Annotated in this window: 15 protein-coding genes, 2 tRNA genes and 2 pseudogenes; 18 read left to right on the forward strand and 1 reads right to left on the reverse strand. The window is 54.3% G+C overall.

Annotated elements, in window-relative coordinates; all coding sequences use genetic code 11:
- Positions 1-8: 8 nt before the first annotated feature.
- The 3 genes from odhB (at position 9) to sucD (ending at position 3,389) form a co-directional block, all read left to right on the forward strand.
- A complete protein-coding gene (gene odhB, locus GV764_RS08480) occupies positions 9-1,247 on the forward strand; it encodes a 2-oxoglutarate dehydrogenase complex dihydrolipoyllysine-residue succinyltransferase (protein WP_161659770.1) in 1,239 nt (412 codons plus the stop codon).
- A 109-nt stretch (positions 1,248-1,356) separates the two neighbouring features.
- A complete protein-coding gene (gene sucC / locus GV764_RS08485; protein WP_125294508.1) occupies positions 1,357-2,523 on the forward strand; it encodes an ADP-forming succinate--CoA ligase subunit beta in 1,167 nt (388 codons plus the stop codon).
- Positions 2,523-3,389: a succinate--CoA ligase subunit alpha gene (gene sucD / locus GV764_RS08490; protein ID WP_002435969.1), complete on the forward strand. Its 867-nt coding sequence runs from the start codon at positions 2,523-2,525 to the stop codon at positions 3,387-3,389. Before sucC ends, sucD begins: the two co-directional genes overlap by 1 nt.
- 88 nt (positions 3,390-3,477) lie before the next feature.
- Here sucD and GV764_RS08495 read toward each other — a convergent pair.
- A pseudogene (locus tag GV764_RS08495) lies at positions 3,478-3,750 on the reverse strand (UTRA domain-containing protein); the annotation flags it as partial.
- A gap of 5 nt (positions 3,751-3,755) precedes the next feature.
- On the opposite strand from GV764_RS08495, the pseudogene GV764_RS08500 reads away from it, so the two are divergent.
- The 15 genes and pseudogenes from GV764_RS08500 to GV764_RS08565 form a co-directional block, all read left to right on the forward strand.
- Positions 3,756-5,409 (forward strand): annotated as a pseudogene (locus tag GV764_RS08500) (glycoside hydrolase family 38 N-terminal domain-containing protein); the annotation flags it as partial.
- Complete coding sequence (locus tag GV764_RS22395) at positions 5,401-5,652, forward strand: glycosyl hydrolase-related protein (protein WP_476561215.1); 252 nt, start codon at positions 5,401-5,403, stop codon at positions 5,650-5,652. The pseudogene GV764_RS08500 and the gene GV764_RS22395, both read left to right, overlap by 9 nt.
- A gap of 664 nt (positions 5,653-6,316) precedes the next feature.
- A complete protein-coding gene (gene cydA / locus GV764_RS08505; RefSeq protein ID WP_161659771.1) occupies positions 6,317-7,918 on the forward strand; it encodes a cytochrome ubiquinol oxidase subunit I in 1,602 nt (533 codons plus the stop codon).
- 15 nt (positions 7,919-7,933) lie between these two features.
- A complete protein-coding gene (gene cydB / locus GV764_RS08510; protein WP_161659772.1) occupies positions 7,934-9,073 on the forward strand; it encodes a cytochrome d ubiquinol oxidase subunit II in 1,140 nt (379 codons plus the stop codon).
- 13 nt (positions 9,074-9,086) lie between these two features.
- On the forward strand, positions 9,087-9,200 hold the full coding sequence (cydX, locus tag GV764_RS08515) for a cytochrome bd-I oxidase subunit CydX (RefSeq protein WP_064718024.1): 114 nt from the start codon (positions 9,087-9,089) through the stop codon (positions 9,198-9,200).
- Entirely contained in the window at positions 9,200-9,493 is a 294-nt protein-coding gene (gene ybgE, locus GV764_RS08520; protein ID WP_161659773.1) for a cyd operon protein YbgE, read from the forward strand. The genes cydX and ybgE overlap by 1 nt, the downstream gene beginning before the upstream one ends.
- 134 nt (positions 9,494-9,627) lie before the next feature.
- The gene (gene ybgC / locus GV764_RS08525; RefSeq protein ID WP_125294501.1) at positions 9,628-10,032 is read left to right on the forward strand and encodes a tol-pal system-associated acyl-CoA thioesterase; all 405 of its coding nucleotides are present in this window, start codon (positions 9,628-9,630) and stop codon (positions 10,030-10,032) included.
- Positions 10,029-10,721: a Tol-Pal system protein TolQ gene (gene tolQ / locus GV764_RS08530; protein WP_144129014.1), complete on the forward strand. Its 693-nt coding sequence runs from the start codon at positions 10,029-10,031 to the stop codon at positions 10,719-10,721. Before ybgC ends, tolQ begins: the two co-directional genes overlap by 4 nt.
- Positions 10,722-10,724: 3 nt before the next feature.
- Positions 10,725-11,153: a colicin uptake protein TolR gene (gene tolR / locus GV764_RS08535; protein WP_161659774.1), complete on the forward strand. Its 429-nt coding sequence runs from the start codon at positions 10,725-10,727 to the stop codon at positions 11,151-11,153.
- Between the two features lie 39 nt (positions 11,154-11,192).
- Entirely contained in the window at positions 11,193-12,461 is a 1,269-nt protein-coding gene (gene tolA, locus GV764_RS08540; protein WP_161659775.1) for a cell envelope integrity protein TolA, read from the forward strand.
- 120 nt (positions 12,462-12,581) lie between these two features.
- A complete protein-coding gene (gene tolB, locus GV764_RS08545) occupies positions 12,582-13,874 on the forward strand; it encodes a Tol-Pal system beta propeller repeat protein TolB (RefSeq protein WP_161659776.1) in 1,293 nt (430 codons plus the stop codon).
- 33 nt (positions 13,875-13,907) lie between these two features.
- A complete protein-coding gene (pal, locus tag GV764_RS08550) occupies positions 13,908-14,432 on the forward strand; it encodes a peptidoglycan-associated lipoprotein Pal (RefSeq protein WP_161659777.1) in 525 nt (174 codons plus the stop codon).
- Between the two features lie 9 nt (positions 14,433-14,441).
- A complete protein-coding gene (cpoB, locus tag GV764_RS08555) occupies positions 14,442-15,242 on the forward strand; it encodes a cell division protein CpoB (protein WP_161659778.1) in 801 nt (266 codons plus the stop codon).
- Positions 15,243-15,401: 159 nt separating this feature from the next.
- Positions 15,402-15,477, forward strand: a tRNA-Lys gene (locus GV764_RS08560).
- Positions 15,478-15,616: 139 nt separating this feature from the next.
- Positions 15,617-15,692, forward strand: a tRNA-Lys gene (locus GV764_RS08565).
- Positions 15,693-15,746: the final 54 nt, after the last annotated feature.

The raw sequence follows: 15,746 nt of genomic DNA on the forward strand, positions 1-15,746 counted from the left end.
GATAAATAATGAGTAGCGTAGATATTCTTGTCCCTGACCTGCCTGAATCCGTTGCCGATGCAACTGTCGCCACCTGGCATAAAAAACCGGGTGATGCGGTCACCCGCGACGAGGTTCTGGTAGAAATCGAAACTGACAAAGTGGTTCTGGAAGTTCCGGCATCGGCGGACGGCATTCTGGACGCAGTTCTGGAAGAAGAGGGCACCACCGTGACCTCTCGCCAGATCCTGGGTCGCCTGCGTGAAGGCAACAGCGCAGGTAAAGAGAGCGGCGCGAAAGCAGAAGCGAAGGAATCGACGCCAGCCCAGCGTCAGCAGGCCTCGCTCGAAGAACAAAATAACGATGCGCTCAGCCCGGCGATCCGTCGCCTGCTGGCCGAGCACTCGCTGGAAGCCGGCGACATCAAAGGCACCGGCGTCGGTGGCCGTCTGACCCGTGAAGACGTGGAAAAACACCTGGCGAAAGCCGGTAAAGCGGATGCATCGAAAGCCGCAGAGCCTGCCGCTGCCAGCGCGCAACAGCAGCAGCCACAGCCGCAGTTGGCTGGCCGCTCTGAAAAACGCGTGCCGATGACTCGCCTGCGTAAGCGCGTGGCCGAACGTCTGCTGGAAGCCAAAAACTCCACCGCCATGCTCACCACCTTTAACGAAGTGAACATGAAGCCGATCATGGATCTGCGTAAGCAGTACGGCGACGCGTTTGAAAAACGTCACGGCATCCGTCTGGGCTTTATGTCTTTCTACGTGAAAGCGGTGGTGGAAGCGCTGAAACGCTACCCGGAAGTGAACGCGTCCATCGACGGCGAAGACGTGGTATACCACAACTACTTCGACGTCAGCATGGCGGTTTCTACGCCGCGCGGCCTGGTGACCCCGGTTCTGCGTGACGTTGACGCGCTGGGTATGGCGGATATCGAAAAACGCATCAAAGAACTGGCGCTGAAAGGGCGCGACGGCAAACTGACCGTTGAAGACCTGACCGGCGGTAACTTCACCATCACCAACGGCGGCGTGTTCGGTTCCCTGATGTCCACCCCGATCATCAACCCGCCGCAGAGCGCAATCCTCGGCATGCACGCCATTAAAGATCGCCCGATGGCGGTTGACGGTAAAGTTGAGATCCTGCCGATGATGTATCTGGCGCTCTCTTACGATCACCGTCTGATCGATGGCCGCGAATCCGTGGGCTTCCTGGTGGCGATTAAAGAGCTGCTGGAAGATCCGACCCGTCTGCTGCTGGACGTGTAGAGCCAATGCATAAGGCCCGCTGGCAGCGCTGGCGGGCTGATAAACATCACCTGCCCTGTGGTTGAACGCAGATTCAGCACCAGGTTTACCTGAAGGATGGATAGAACACATGAACTTACACGAATATCAGGCGAAACAACTGTTTGCCAGATCTGGCTTACCGGCGCCGGTGGGTTACGCCTGTAATACCCCGCGTGAAGCAGAAGAGGCCGCGTCAAAAATCGGCGCAGGCCCGTGGGTAGTCAAATGTCAGGTTCACGCTGGCGGCCGCGGTAAAGCGGGCGGTGTGAAAGTGGTTAACAGCAAAGAAGAAATTCGCGCATTTGCCGAGCAATGGCTGGGCAAACGCCTGGTGACCTACCAAACAGACGCTAACGGCCAGCCGGTTAACCAGATCCTGGTTGAAGCCGCGACCGATATCGATAAAGAGCTGTATCTGGGCGCGGTTGTTGACCGCAGCACCCGTCGCGTGGTGTTCATGGCTTCCACCGAAGGCGGCGTGGAAATCGAAACCGTGGCGGAGAAAACCCCGCACCTGATCCACAAAATGCCTCTCGATCCGCTGACCGGCCCGATGCCGTATCAGGGACGCGAACTGGCGTTCAAACTGGGTCTGGAAGGCAAACAAATTCAGCAGTTCACCAAGATCTTTATGGGCCTGGCGAACATTTTCCTTGAGCGCGACCTGGCGCTGATCGAAATCAACCCGCTGGTGATCACGAAGCAGGGCGATCTGGTGTGCCTCGATGGCAAACTGGGCGCTGACGGCAACGCGTTGTTCCGCCAGCCGGATCTGCGTGAAATGCGCGACCACAGCCAGGAAGACGCCCGTGAAGCACACGCTGCGCAGTGGGAGCTGAACTACGTGGCGCTGGACGGCAACATCGGTTGCATGGTTAACGGCGCAGGCCTGGCGATGGGCACCATGGACATCGTTAAGCTGCACGGCGGCGAACCGGCTAACTTCCTCGACGTAGGCGGCGGCGCGACCAAAGAGCGCGTAACCGAAGCGTTCAAAATCATCCTGTCTGATGAGAAAGTGAAAGCCGTTCTGGTGAACATTTTCGGCGGTATCGTCCGTTGCGATCTGATCGCCGACGGTATTATCGGCGCGGTTGAAGAAGTGGGCGTAAACGTGCCGGTGGTGGTGCGTCTGGAAGGGAACAACGCCGAGCTGGGCGCACAGCGTCTGGCTGACAGCGGCCTGAATATTATTGCAGCGAAAAGTCTGACGGATGCAGCTCAGCAGGTTGTTGCCGCAGTGGAGGGGAAATAATGTCTGTTTTAATCGATAAAAACACCAAGGTGATCTGCCAGGGCTTTACCGGCAGCCAGGGGACTTTCCACTCCGAGCAGGCGATTGCTTACGGCACCCAGATGGTTGGCGGCGTGACCCCGGGTAAAGGCGGCACCACGCATCTCGGCCTGCCGGTGTTCAACACCGTGCGTGAAGCGGTAGAAGCCACTGGCGCGACCGCCTCGGTGATCTACGTTCCGGCGCCGTTCTGCAAAGACTCCATCCTGGAAGCGATTGACGCAGGCATCAAACTGATTATCACCATCACGGAAGGCATCCCGACGCTGGATATGCTGACCGTGAAAGTGAAGCTGGACGAAGCGGGCGTGCGCATGATCGGGCCAAACTGCCCGGGCGTGATCACGCCAGGCGAATGCAAAATCGGCATCATGCCAGGCCACATTCACAAACCGGGCAAAGTGGGCATCGTGTCCCGTTCTGGCACTCTGACCTATGAGGCGGTTAAACAGACCACCGATTACGGCTTCGGCCAGTCCACCTGTGTGGGCATCGGCGGCGACCCGATCCCGGGCTCTAACTTCATCGATATCCTGAAGCTGTTCCAGGAAGATCCGCAGACCGAAGCGATCGTGATGATCGGCGAGATCGGCGGCAGCGCGGAAGAAGAAGCGGCGGCCTACATTAAAGATCACGTGACCAAACCGGTTGTCGGCTATATCGCTGGCGTCACCGCGCCGAAAGGCAAGCGTATGGGCCACGCGGGCGCGATCATTGCCGGCGGTAAAGGTACGGCGGATGAGAAATTCGCTGCGCTGGAAGCCGCGGGCGTGAAAACCGTTCGCAGCCTGGCCGATATCGGCGACGCGCTGAAGTCGATTCTGTAACAAACCCTCATTTCCCCGTTTCGACGGGGAAATGAGTAGAATAATAATTGACTCTTCGACATGGTTGGCCACCCTGGGGTGGCCTTTTTTAATGGCGTCGCCGGGCGACCAGTGTGAATTTATAATCGTCACTCTTGAAGATATTCCGGCTGTACTCAAACACCTTGCCGTCCTTTAAAAACCCGCGCGAGACTTTCTCCAGCGTCGGGCGCGCCGGATCGAGGTTCAGGGCTTTGGTCACTTCCAGCGTCGGCATTACCGCCAGGATTTCCTGTTCGCTGCGGTCGATCACCATTTTTTTCACCGCTTCGATATAGTGATATTTAGATTTCTCCATCACTTCCCAGGTGAGATCCGGGAACCACGATGAAAGCGGTATCGCGTGTTCACATTACTCCCCATATGCACTGGGATCGCGAGTGGTATTTCACTACCGAAGAGTCGCGTATTTTGCTGGTCAACAATATGGAGGAGATCCTCGCCCGGCTGGAGCAGGATCCGGAATACCCGTTCTATGTGCTCGATGGGCAGACGGCGATCCTCGAAGACTATTTCGCCGTGAAGCCGGAAAACCGCCGGCGGGTTAAATCGCTGGTCGAGGCGGGAAGGCTGATTATCGGCCCCTGGTATACTCAGACCGACACCACTATCGTGGCCGGGGAGTCGATTGTCCGTAATTTGATGTACGGCCTGCGAGACTGCCGGGAATTTGGCGAGCCGATGATGAAGGAGACCTGCGCAAACGGCTCGACAGCTATTTTGAGGTGCTGGAGAAGGCTTCCCTGACCAAAGAAATCCTGCTGCCGAACGGCCATGACCAAATGCCGCTCCAGCAAAATATCTTCAGCGTGATGGCGAAAATGCGCAAGATTTACCCGCAACGCGAGTTTGTCATGAGCCGCTTCGAAACGATCTTTGAGCAGATTGAACAACAGCGTGAGCGCCTCGATACGCTTAAAGGCGAGTTCATCGATGGCAAATATATGCGCGTTCACCGCACCATCGGCTCAACGCGGATGGATATCAAGATTGCCCATGCGCGCATTGAGAACAAAATTGTCAATTTGCTGGAGCCGCTGAAAGCTATCGCCTGGCGCCTGGGCTTTGATTACCACCACGGCCTGCTGGAGAAAATGTGGAAGGAAATTTTAAAGAATCACGCCCACGACAGCATTGGTTGCTGCTGTAGCGACAAAGTACACCGGGAAATCATGGCGCGTTTCGAACTGGCTGAAGACATGGCCGACAATCTGCTGCGCTTTACCCAGCGTAAAATCGTCGACGCCATGCCTGAGGGGCAGGGCGATAAGCTTACTTTATTTAACCTGATGCCGTACCCGCGTCAGGAAGTGATTAATACCACATTGCGTATTCGCGCCGCGCAGTTTTCACTGCGGGACAGCGCGGGCAACCCGGTGGAGTATTTCATTCGCGCCGCACGGGAAATCGACCCGGGACTGGTGGACCGGCAAATCGTCCATTACGGCAATTATGAGCCGTTTATGGAATACGATATCCAGCTATGCCAGGTATTGCCCGCTATGGGCTATCTCACGCTGGACGTGCTAATGGAGAAAGGGCAGCAGGAAGGCTGGAAAGAAACCCGGTGCCGGTATGGAACTTCCTTAATTACTGCGCGCTGGAGTCGCAACGCCGGGGCATGGCGCTGTTTAGCGAAGGATTGCGGGAGGTCGAAATCATTGGCGAGCGGCAAAAAACCTTTGCGCTGACGCTGTTGCGCGCGGTCGGGCTGCTGGGTAAAGAAGATCTTCTGCTGAGACCTGGTCGTCCTTCCGGTATCAAATTACCGGTACCTGACTCGCAAATGCGCGGCAAACTGCATTGCCGCTTGAGTTTGTTTAGCTATAGCGGAACGGCGTCGGAAGCAGGCGTGGCGCAGCAGGCCCGCGCCTGGCTAACGCCAGTGCAGTGTTATAACAAAATCCCGTGGAACGCGATGAAGCTCAACAGCGCGCCGTTCACCACGCCACGGCATTACTCGCTGATGACCATGTCGCCGACAGAATGCCAGCTAAGCGTGCTGAAAAAAGCGGAAGAGGATGATGCGTTGATCGTGAGGGTTTACAACCCGTCGCACAATGAAGTTTGTGAAGGGCAACTGGCGTTTACTTCTCCAGTGACACAGTGGCAGGAAACGGATATGCGTGAAGCGGTTTACCCGGACGTGAAGCATCAACCCGCAGTCACTGGTCTGTTAAAACCCGGCCAGTCCCGCACGTTTAAAATAACATTAAAGCCATAACAGTGAATCGACAGCGACGCCTGGAGGAATTTATCCGGGTGTCGTTTTTTTAAACGGCGAATTGTTAATTAAATGATAACCAAGTGAACTTATTGTTATATATAATCAAAGAAAAGGACATTTAAATAAAATTTCGTGACGGATTTAACATTATTTCTCTTTCCCGCTATTTATTTCTCCGTTATTCCTTTTGCCAATAATCCATTTTAGAAATTATCACTGTCCTTTAACTCGAACGGCGTCGCATGAACAAATAATTAACAATATGATCACCACGGTGTCTCAAGTGAAACATAATTAACATCAATGTTATAAATTGAGTCAGATCAATACTTAACGCATGCGAAATTCATGAGTTTTTTGTAAACTTGCGCCAAATCAATCTAGCGTTTCTACCTCATTTTCGCTATAAATTGATCACCGTCGAAAAATGCAAATAACACTATGCAAAAACCTGTTTATTGTAAGGGAATTGCGGCGTAATATATTTGCGGGATCAATTTGTTTTTCTTATTAACGTATTTGCAACCTTACTCGCTTCTCTGTCACATTGTGATGGGGGGATCGTGATGTTATGGAAGCAATATTTGTATTGGGGCATGCGTTTGGGGACCGATAACGGCAACCGCGTTCAACGTCTTCATGCAAAGAGCAAGGAGTCAAGATGTTAGATATAGTCGAACTGTCGCGCTTACAGTTTGCCTTGACCGCTATGTATCACTTTCTGTTTGTGCCGCTAACGCTGGGTATGGCGTTCCTGCTGGCTATCATGGAAACGGTCTATGTGCTTTCCGGCAAACAAATCTATAAAGATATGACCAAATTCTGGGGCAAGTTGTTTGCAATCAACTTCGCTCTGGGCGTCGCTACCGGTTTGACCATGGAGTTCCAGTTCGGGACTAACTGGTCTTACTATTCGCATTATGTGGGCGACATTTTTGGCGCGCCGCTGGCTATCGAAGGCCTGATGGCGTTCTTCCTCGAATCTACGTTTGTTGGTTTGTTCTTCTTCGGCTGGGACCGTTTAAGTAAAGTGCAGCACATGGCGGTAACCTGGCTGGTGGCACTTGGCTCTAACCTCTCCGCGCTGTGGATTCTGGTGGCGAACGGTTGGATGCAAAACCCCATCGCTTCCGACTTCAACTTCGAAACCATGCGTATGGAGATGGTCAGCTTCTCCGAACTGGTGCTTAACCCGGTTGCTCAGGTGAAGTTCGTTCACACCGTGGCTTCAGGTTATGTTGCCGGCGCGATGTTTGTACTGGGCATCAGCGCCTGGTATCTGCTGAAAGGCCGCGATATCGCTTTCGCAAAACGCTCCTTTGCTATTGCCGCCAGCTTCGGTATGGCTGCGGTGCTGTCTGTAATCGTGCTGGGTGACGAATCCGGCTACGAAATGGGCGACGTGCAGAAAACCAAACTGGCTGCCATTGAAGCCGAGTGGGAAACCCAACCCGCGCCTGCCGCCTTTACCCTGTTCGGTATTCCGGATCAGGAAAAACAGGAAAACCACTTCGCTATTCAGATCCCGTACGCGCTGGGCATTATCGCTACGCGTTCCGTCGATACCCCGGTTATCGGCCTGAAAGATCTGCTGGTTCAGCATGAAGAGCGCATCCGTAACGGGATGAAGGCGTATCAACTGCTGGAAGAGCTGCGTGCCGGTTCCGCCGATCAGGGTGTTCGCGACCAGTTCAACGCGGTTAAGAAAGACCTTGGCTACGGCTTACTGCTGAAACGCTATACCCCGAACGTTACCGATGCGACCGAAGAGCAAATCCAGCTGGCGACCCAGGATTCTATCCCGCGCGTTGCGCCGCTGTACTTCGCGTTCCGTATCATGGTGGCGTGCGGCATCCTGCTGCTGGGCATCATCGCGGCGGCGTTCTGGACCGTTATTCGCAACCGTATCGGTGAGAAGAAATGGGTGCTTAAAGCAGCGCTTTATGGCCTGCCGCTGCCGTGGATCGCTATCGAATCCGGCTGGTTTGTGGCGGAGTATGGCCGTCAACCCTGGGCGGTAGGCGAAGTGCTGCCGACGGCGGTGGCTAACTCCTCCCTGACCGCAGGCGACATCATCTTCTCAATGGTGCTGATTTGCGGCCTGTATACCCTGTTCCTCGTGGCCGAGCTGTATCTGATGTTCAAATTTGCGCGCCTGGGCCCAAGCAGCCTGAAAACCGGCCGCTATCACTTTGAGCAATCAAATGTGGGCTCTCAACGTCAATACGAAGAGTCAGTAGTCGACTCACAACCGGCACGCTAAGACAGGAGACGTCAAATGATCGATTATGAAGTATTGCGTTTTGTCTGGTGGCTGCTGGTTGGCGTCCTGCTGATTGGCTTCGCCGTGACAGACGGTTTTGATATGGGGGTCGGCATGCTGACCCGCTTCCTGGGTCGTAACGACACCGAACGTCGTATTATGATCAACTCCATCGCCCCACACTGGGACGGTAACCAGGTGTGGCTGATCACCGCAGGCGGCGCGCTGTTCGCGGCGTGGCCGATGGTGTACGCCGCCGCGTTCTCCGGCTTCTATGTGGCGATGATTCTGGTGCTGGCGTCGCTGTTCTTCCGTCCGGTCGGTTTTGACTACCGCTCCAAGATTGAAGACACCCGCTGGCGCAACATGTGGGACTGGGGCATCTTCATCGGTAGCTTCGTTCCGCCGTTGGTAATTGGCGTGGCCTTCGGCAACCTGCTGCAGGGCGTACCGTTCAACGTGGATGAGTACCTGCGTTTGACTTACACCGGCAACTTCTTCCAGCTGCTGAACCCGTTTGGTCTGCTGGCAGGCGTGGTGAGCGTGTCGATGATCATTGCCCAGGGCGCAACCTATCTGCAGATGCGTACCGTAGGTGAAATCCACCTGCGTAGCCGCGCAACGGCTCAGGTCGCTGCGCTGGTGATGATGGTGTGCTTCGCGCTGGCTGGCGTTTGGGTGATGTTCGGTATTGAGGGTTACGTCGTGACCTCAACGCTTGATCATCACGCACTCTCTAACCCGCTGACCAAAGAAGTCACCCGTGAAGCAGGCGCCTGGCTGGTGAACTTTAATAACGCACCGATTCTGTGGGCTATTCCGGCGCTGGGCGTGGTACTGCCGCTGCTGACCGTGCTGATGTCCCGTGCGGAAAAAGGCGCGCTGGCGTTCGTGTTTTCTTCATTAACGATTGCCTGCGTGATTCTGACCGCCGGTATTGCGATGTTCCCGTTCGTGATGCCGTCCAGCATCATGATGAACGCCAGTTTGACCATGTGGGATGCGACATCCAGCCAGCTGACGCTGACCGTGATGACCTGGGTCGCTATCGTGTTTGTGCCGATTGTTCTCCTGTACACCGCATGGTGCTACTGGAAAATGTATGGCCGTATCACGAAAGAGCATATCGAATCCAACTCAACCTCTCTGTACTAGTAAGGAGCTGATTATGTGGTACTTTGCATGGATTCTCGGCACGCTTCTTGCCTGTGCGTTTGGTGTGATTACCGCGCTGGCGCTGGAGCACGTAGAAGCCGCTAAGCTCGGTAAAGAAGAACACTAATGAGTAAAATTATCGCGCAGCTGTATGCGGTAATGGACAAGGGCCCGTTACGGGCCCTTTCCTTAGTGATGGCGTTACTGTTGGCGGGTTGTATGTTTTGGGACCCGTCGCGTTTCGCGGCAAAAACCAGCGACTTAACCGTCTGGCACGGCCTGCTGCTGATGTGGGCGGTGTGCGCTGGGGTGATCCACGGCGTCGGTTTTCGTCCGCGCGCCATCCACTGGCAGGCGCTGTTCTGCCCGCTTCTCGCTGATATTGTGCTCATCGCCGGGCTGGCGTTTTTCTTCCTCTGAGCAGGATTTCACCGTTAGGAATTATGGGCTTTCATAAGCCCATAAATTTTTACTTACCCTTTACCTCTACCCATTCCAAACCCCCTTTCTCTTGCGTATAGTAGCAACGTTTATTTGCATTACCGGGATGTAGAGTGAGCACAACGCTGTTTCGATGGCCGGTTCGTGTCTATTACGAAGACACCGACGCCGGTGGTGTGGTTTATCACGCCAGTTACGTCGCTTTTTATGAAAGAGCACGCACAGAGATGCTGCGCCACCACCACTTTAGTCAGCAAGAACTAATGGCGGAGCGTGTGGCCTTCGTGGTACGCAAGATGACGCTGGAGTATTTTGCGCCTGCCCGACTCGACGATATGCTCGAAATTCAAACTGAAATTACGTCGATGCGTGGAACATCCCTGGTTTTCACGCAACGGATCGTCAATGCAGAACAACAAACCCTCAATGAAGCTGAGGTGCTGATCGTCTGTGTTGATCCACTCTTAATGAAGCCTCGTGCGCTTCCCAAGTCTATTGTCGCGGAGTTCAAGCAGTGACTGACATGAATATCCTTGATTTGTTCCTGAAGGCGAGCCTTCTGGTCAAATTTATCATGTTGATTTTGATTGGTTTTTCCATCGCATCCTGGGCCATCATTATTCAGCGAACGCGTATTCTCAACGCCGCAACCCGTGAAGCGGAAGCCTTTGAAGATAAGTTCTGGTCGGGCATTGAATTATCCCGCCTGTATCAGGAAAGCCAGGGACGCCGCGAAAACCTGGCGGGCTCTGAACAGATTTTCTATGCCGGTTTTAAAGAGTTCGCTCGTTTGCATCGCGCGAACAGTCATGCGCCGGAAGCCATTGTCGAAGGGGCGTCACGCGCGATGCGTATTTCGATGAACCGCGAACTGGAAACGCTGGAAACCCACATCCCTTTCCTCGGCACCGTCGGTTCTATCAGCCCCTATATCGGTCTGTTCGGCACCGTGTGGGGGATCATGCATGCCTTTATCGCGCTGGGTGCGGTGAAACAGGCCACGCTGCAAATGGTTGCGCCGGGTATCGCAGAAGCGCTGATCGCTACCGCAATCGGCCTGTTCGCGGCAATTCCCGCCGTTATGGCTTATAACCGCCTTAACCAGCGCGTGAACAAACTGGAACTGAATTACGACAACTTTATGGAAGAGTTCACGGCGATCCTGCACCGTCAGGCATTCGCTAACCCAGAGAGCACCAAGGGGTAAGCCATGGCCAGAACTCGTGGACGGAGCCGTCGCGAACTGAAGTCTGAGATCAACATCGTCCCGCTGCTGGACGTGCTGTTGGTGCTGTTGCTGATTTTTATGGCGACCGCGCCGATTATCACTCAGAGCGTGGAAGTCGATCTGCCGGATGCGATGGATTCACAAACCGTCAGCACTAATGACGATCCTCCGGTAATTATCGAAGTGTCCGGGGTAGGGCAGTATAGCGTGGTGGTTGAAAAAGATCGTTTGGATCAGTTGCCTTCCGAGCAGGTGATTGCCGAAGCGCAACGCCGCCTGCAGGCGAATCCGAAAACGGTCTTCCTTATCGGAGGTGCCAAAGAGGTGCCTTATGATGAAATCATCAAAGCGCTGAACCTGTTGCATCAGGCGGGTGTTAAGTCTGTGGGCTTAATGACGCAGCCTATCTGAAAATCCGCTTAACAGGCGACAAGTTTTTGGGAACCGAGAGTGTCAAAGGCAACCGAACAGAACGACAAGCTGAGACGAGCGATCATTATTTCAGTGGTGCTGCATATCATCCTGATTGCAATACTCATCTGGAGCTCGTTTGACGAAAACATTGACGCCAGCGCAGGCGGCGGTGGCGGCTCGGCAATTGATGCCGTCATGGTCGATCCGGGTGCCGTGGTAAATCAGTACAATCGCGAGCAGGAGCAGCGCGCCAGCGCGAAACAGGCTGCCGAGCAGCGTGAAAAGCAAGCCCAGCAGCAGGCCGAAGAGTTACGTGAAAAGCAGGCGGCTGAGCAGCAGCGTTTGAAGGAACTGGAAAAAGAGCGTTTGCAGGCGCAGGAAAACGCCCGCGAGCAGGCTGAACAGCAGAAACAGGCTGAAGAAGCGGCGAAACGCGCTCAGGAACAACAAAAGCAGGCTGAAGCCGCCGCAGCGAAAGCGGCAGCCGACGCTAAAGCGCAGGCGGACGCACAGGCCAAAGCTGCTGCAGACGCCGCGAAGAAAGCGCAGGAAGATGCGGCGAAAGCCGCCGCTGCTGCGAAGAAACAAGCGGAAGCCGAGGCAGCGAGAGCCGCCGCCGACGCGAAGAAGAAAGCCGAAGCTGAAGCAGCGAAAGCCGCCGCAGAAGCTGAGAAAAAAGCGCAAGCAAAAGCCGCAGCTGACGCAGAGAAGAAAGCCCAGGCCGAAGCCGCTAAACAGGCTGCCGCAGAGAAAGCAGCAGCAGAGAAGGCCGCAGCGGAAAAAGCCGCCGCAGCCAAAGCGGCAGCGGACAAGAAAGCCGCCGCTGAAAAAGCCGCTGCTGAGAAAAAGGCGGCAGCAGCCAAAGCCGCTGCCGAAAAAGCCGCAGCGGCGAAAGCGGCAGCCTCTGACGTTGACGATCTGTTCGGTGATTTAAGTTCAGGTAAGAATGCGCCGAAAACCGGGGGCGGAAACAAAGGAAATACCGCAACTGCTGCCGGTCAGGGGAATAATAAGACCAACGGCGATAGCGGCGCGAGTAATGCGGATATCAGCCGGTATACAAATCAGATTAAAGTCGCTGTTAAAAGCAAACTTTATAACGCAGATTTGCTTGCCGGAAAGTCTTGCGATTTACATATCTCTCTGAGACCTGACGGCTCATTGAGCAATATTGAATCGAAAGGCGGTGATCCCGAGTTATGTGCTGCGGCGTTGAGCGCGGCGCGTGCCGCAAATATGCCGGCACCGCCCAGCAAAGAAGTCTACGAGCGTGTTAAAGACGCTACGCTGGTGTTCAAGCTGTGATCGAAACTTTCAGTTTCCGCCTCTGGCTCTAAACTAAAGTGGTCATGTAAGTTTAAAATTTGGGTTTGTTAACATTCTGCTAAATTATCGTGGACACTATGTCCGGGTAAGGGAGAAATGATGAAGCAGGCATTACGAGTAGCATTAAGCTTTTTGATGCTGTGGGCAGCGGTGCTGCATGCAGAAGTGCGTATTGAAATCACCGAAGGGGTGGATTCAGCACGTCCGATTGGTGTTGCTCCATTTAAATGGGCAGGCCCAGGCGCAGCGCCTGAGGATGTTGGCGGCATTGTGTCGGCTGACCTTCGCAACAGCGGTAAATTCAATCCACTGGATCGTTCACGTCTGCCTCAGCAGCCGGGTTCTGCTCAGGAAGTCCAGCCTGCCGCATGGTCGGCATTGGGCATTGACGCCGTGGTGGTAGGTCAGGTCACGCCGAACGGCGACGGCAGCTATACCGTGGCTTATCAGCTGGTGGATACCGGCGGCGCGCCGGGCACTGTACTGGCTCAGAACTCTTACAAAGTGAACAAGCAGTGGCTGCGCTATGCGGGCCACACGGCGAGTGACGAGGTGTTCGAAAAGCTGACCGGTATAAAAGGCGCGTTCCGTACCCGCATCGCTTACGTGGTGCAGACTAACGGCGGCCAGTTCCCGTATGAACTGCGCGTGTCTGACTATGACGGCTACAACCAGTTCGTGGTTCACCGTTCGCCGCAGCCGCTGATGTCTCCGGCCTGGTCTCCGGACGGCTCTAAACTGGCTTACGTCACCTTCGAAAGCGGTCGTTCTGCGCTGGTTATCCAGACGCTGGCCAACGGTGCCGTTCGTCAGGTGGCTTCATTCCCGCGTCATAACGGCGCCCCGGCCTTCTCGCCAGACGGCTCTAAACTGGCGTTCGCGCTGTCGAAAACCGGTAGCCTGAACCTGTACGTGATGGATATCGGCTCCGGCCAGATCCGTCAGGTCACCGATGGTCGCAGCAACAACACCGAACCGACCTGGTTCCCGGATAGCCAGACTCTGGCCTATACCTCTGACCAGGCGGGTCGTCCGCAGGTTTATAAAGTCAGCGTTAACGGCGGCGCGCCGCAGCGTATTACCTGGGAAGGATCTCAGAACCAGGACGCGGACGTGAGCGCAGACGGTAAATTTATGGTGATGGTGAGCTCTAATAGCGGCGCTCAGCACATCGCTAAACAGGATCTGGTAACGGGAGGCGTACAAACTCTGTCGTCAACGTTCCTGGATGAAACGCCAAGTCTGGCACCTAACGGCACGATGGTAATCTACAGCTCTTCTCAGGGGATGGGATCTGTGCTGAATTTGGTTTCAACAGATGGGCGTTTCAAAGCGCGTCTTCCGGCGACTGATGGACAGGTCAAATTCCCTGCCTGGTCTCCGTATCTGTAATAATAATTAATTGATACTAAAGGAATCATTGAAATGCAACTGAACAAAGTGCTGAAAGGGCTGATGATCGCTCTGCCTGTAATGGCAATCGCAGCGTGTTCTTCTAACAAGAACGCAAGCAACGATGGCAGCGAAGGCGGCATGCTGAACGGCGCCGGCACTGGTATGGACGCTAACGGCAGCGGCAACATGTCTTCTGAAGAGCAAGCGCGTCTGCAAATGCAGCAGCTGCAGCAGAACAACATCGTTTACTTCGATCTGGACAAGTACGACATCCGTTCTGACTTCGCTGCAATGCTGGATGCACACGCTAACTTCCTGCGTAGCAACCCGTCTTACAAAGTCACCGTAGAAGGTCACGCGGACGAACGCGGTACGCCTGAGTACAACATCTCCCTGGGTGAACGTCGTGCTAACGCCGTTAAGATGTACCTGCAGGGTAAAGGCGTTTCTGCTGATCAGATCTCCATCGTTTCTTACGGTAAAGAAAAACCTGCAGTACTGGGTCATGACGAAGCGGCTTACGCTAAAAACCGTCGTGCCGTACTCGTTTACTAAGAGCATCGCATGAGCAGTAACTTCAGACATCATCTGTTGAGTCTGTCGTTGCTGGTTGGCATAGCGGCCCCCTGGGCCGCTTTTGCTCAGGCGCCAATCAGTAGTGTCGGCTCAGGCTCGGTTGAAGACCGGGTCACGCAACTTGAGCGTATCTCTAACGCTCACAGTCAGCTTTTAACCCAACTCCAGCAGCAGCTTTCCGATAACCAGAATGATATTGATTCCCTGCGCGGTCAGATTCAGGAAAGCCAGTATCAATTGAATCAGGTTGTGGAACGTCAGAAGCAGCTGTTGCTGCAGATAGATAGCCTTAGCAATGGCGGTGCCGCCGCGCAGTCTGGCGATACCAGCGCGCAGACCAACGCTGGCGCAGCCACTGGCGACAGCGCGGCAAACGCGCCTGCCGCCAGCACTGGTACGCCGGTACAGGGCGGAGACGCTAATACCGATTACAATGCGGCCATCGCATTGGTCCAGGATAAGTCGCGCCAGGATGAGGCTATTGCTGCCTTCCAGAACTTTGTGAAGAAGTACCCGGATTCAACCTATCAGCCGAACGCTAACTACTGGCTGGGGCAATTGAATTACAACAAGGGTAAGAAAGACGATGCGGCGTATTACTTCGCCTCGGTCGTGAAGAATTACCCGAAATCGCCGAAAGCCTCTGACGCCATGTATAAAGTGGGTGTGATCATGCAGGATAAAGGCGACAGCGCGAAAGCCAAAGCGGTGTATCAGCAGGTCATCAGTAAATATCCCAATACCGATGGCGCGAAACAGGCGCAGAAACGCTTAAGTGCCATGCAATAGTTCAGGGTTCGACCAGAATGCGGTTTTTCTGGTCTCACCGGGTGAAACTTAAGCAGTTAAGTGATCTCTATCGAAATTTTTGTTGCGCCTGATTCTGAAATCAGTAATATATGCCGCCGTTGCCGAGGGATATGAAACAAACCCGAGGTGGCAAAAAGTGGGTCGTTAGCTCAGTTGGTAGAGCAGTTGACTTTTAATCAATTGGTCGCAGGTTCGAATCCTGCACGACCCACCACTTTACGTATTAAGCAGTGCCTCAGTACGTGATGAGTTAAGTTGCGTCAGCAACGGCTTTCCAGGCGCCTGATTCTGAAATCAGTAATATATGCCGCCGTTGCCGAGGGATATGAAACAAACCCGAGGTGGCAAAAAGTGGGTCGTTAGCTCAGTTGGTAGAGCAGTTGACTTTTAATCAATTGGTCGCAGGTTCGAATCCTGCACGACCCACCACTTTACGTATTAAGCAGTGCCTCAGTGGGTGATTAGCTCAGTTGGTAGAGCATC

The sequence above is a fragment of the Atlantibacter hermannii genome (genome assembly GCF_009907385.1).
Classification (GTDB): Bacteria; Pseudomonadota; Gammaproteobacteria; order Enterobacterales; family Enterobacteriaceae; genus Atlantibacter; species Atlantibacter hermannii_A.

Coding starts and splice junctions, on each gene's coding strand:
- odhB (WP_161659770.1), top strand. CDS start 9: ATGAGTAGCGTAGATATTCTTGTCCCTGACCTGCCTGAATCCGTTGCC.
- sucC (WP_125294508.1), top strand. CDS start 1,357: ATGAACTTACACGAATATCAGGCGAAACAACTGTTTGCCAGATCTGGC.
- sucD (WP_002435969.1), top strand. CDS start 2,523: ATGTCTGTTTTAATCGATAAAAACACCAAGGTGATCTGCCAGGGCTTT.
- GV764_RS22395 (WP_476561215.1), top strand. CDS start 5,401: ATGTCGCCGACAGAATGCCAGCTAAGCGTGCTGAAAAAAGCGGAAGAG.
- cydA (WP_161659771.1), top strand. CDS start 6,317: ATGTTAGATATAGTCGAACTGTCGCGCTTACAGTTTGCCTTGACCGCT.
- cydB (WP_161659772.1), top strand. CDS start 7,934: ATGATCGATTATGAAGTATTGCGTTTTGTCTGGTGGCTGCTGGTTGGC.
- cydX (WP_064718024.1), top strand. CDS start 9,087: ATGTGGTACTTTGCATGGATTCTCGGCACGCTTCTTGCCTGTGCGTTT.
- ybgE (WP_161659773.1), top strand. CDS start 9,200: ATGAGTAAAATTATCGCGCAGCTGTATGCGGTAATGGACAAGGGCCCG.
- tolR (WP_161659774.1), top strand. CDS start 10,725: ATGGCCAGAACTCGTGGACGGAGCCGTCGCGAACTGAAGTCTGAGATC.
- tolB (WP_161659776.1), top strand. CDS start 12,582: ATGAAGCAGGCATTACGAGTAGCATTAAGCTTTTTGATGCTGTGGGCA.
- pal (WP_161659777.1), top strand. CDS start 13,908: ATGCAACTGAACAAAGTGCTGAAAGGGCTGATGATCGCTCTGCCTGTA.
- cpoB (WP_161659778.1), top strand. CDS start 14,442: ATGAGCAGTAACTTCAGACATCATCTGTTGAGTCTGTCGTTGCTGGTT.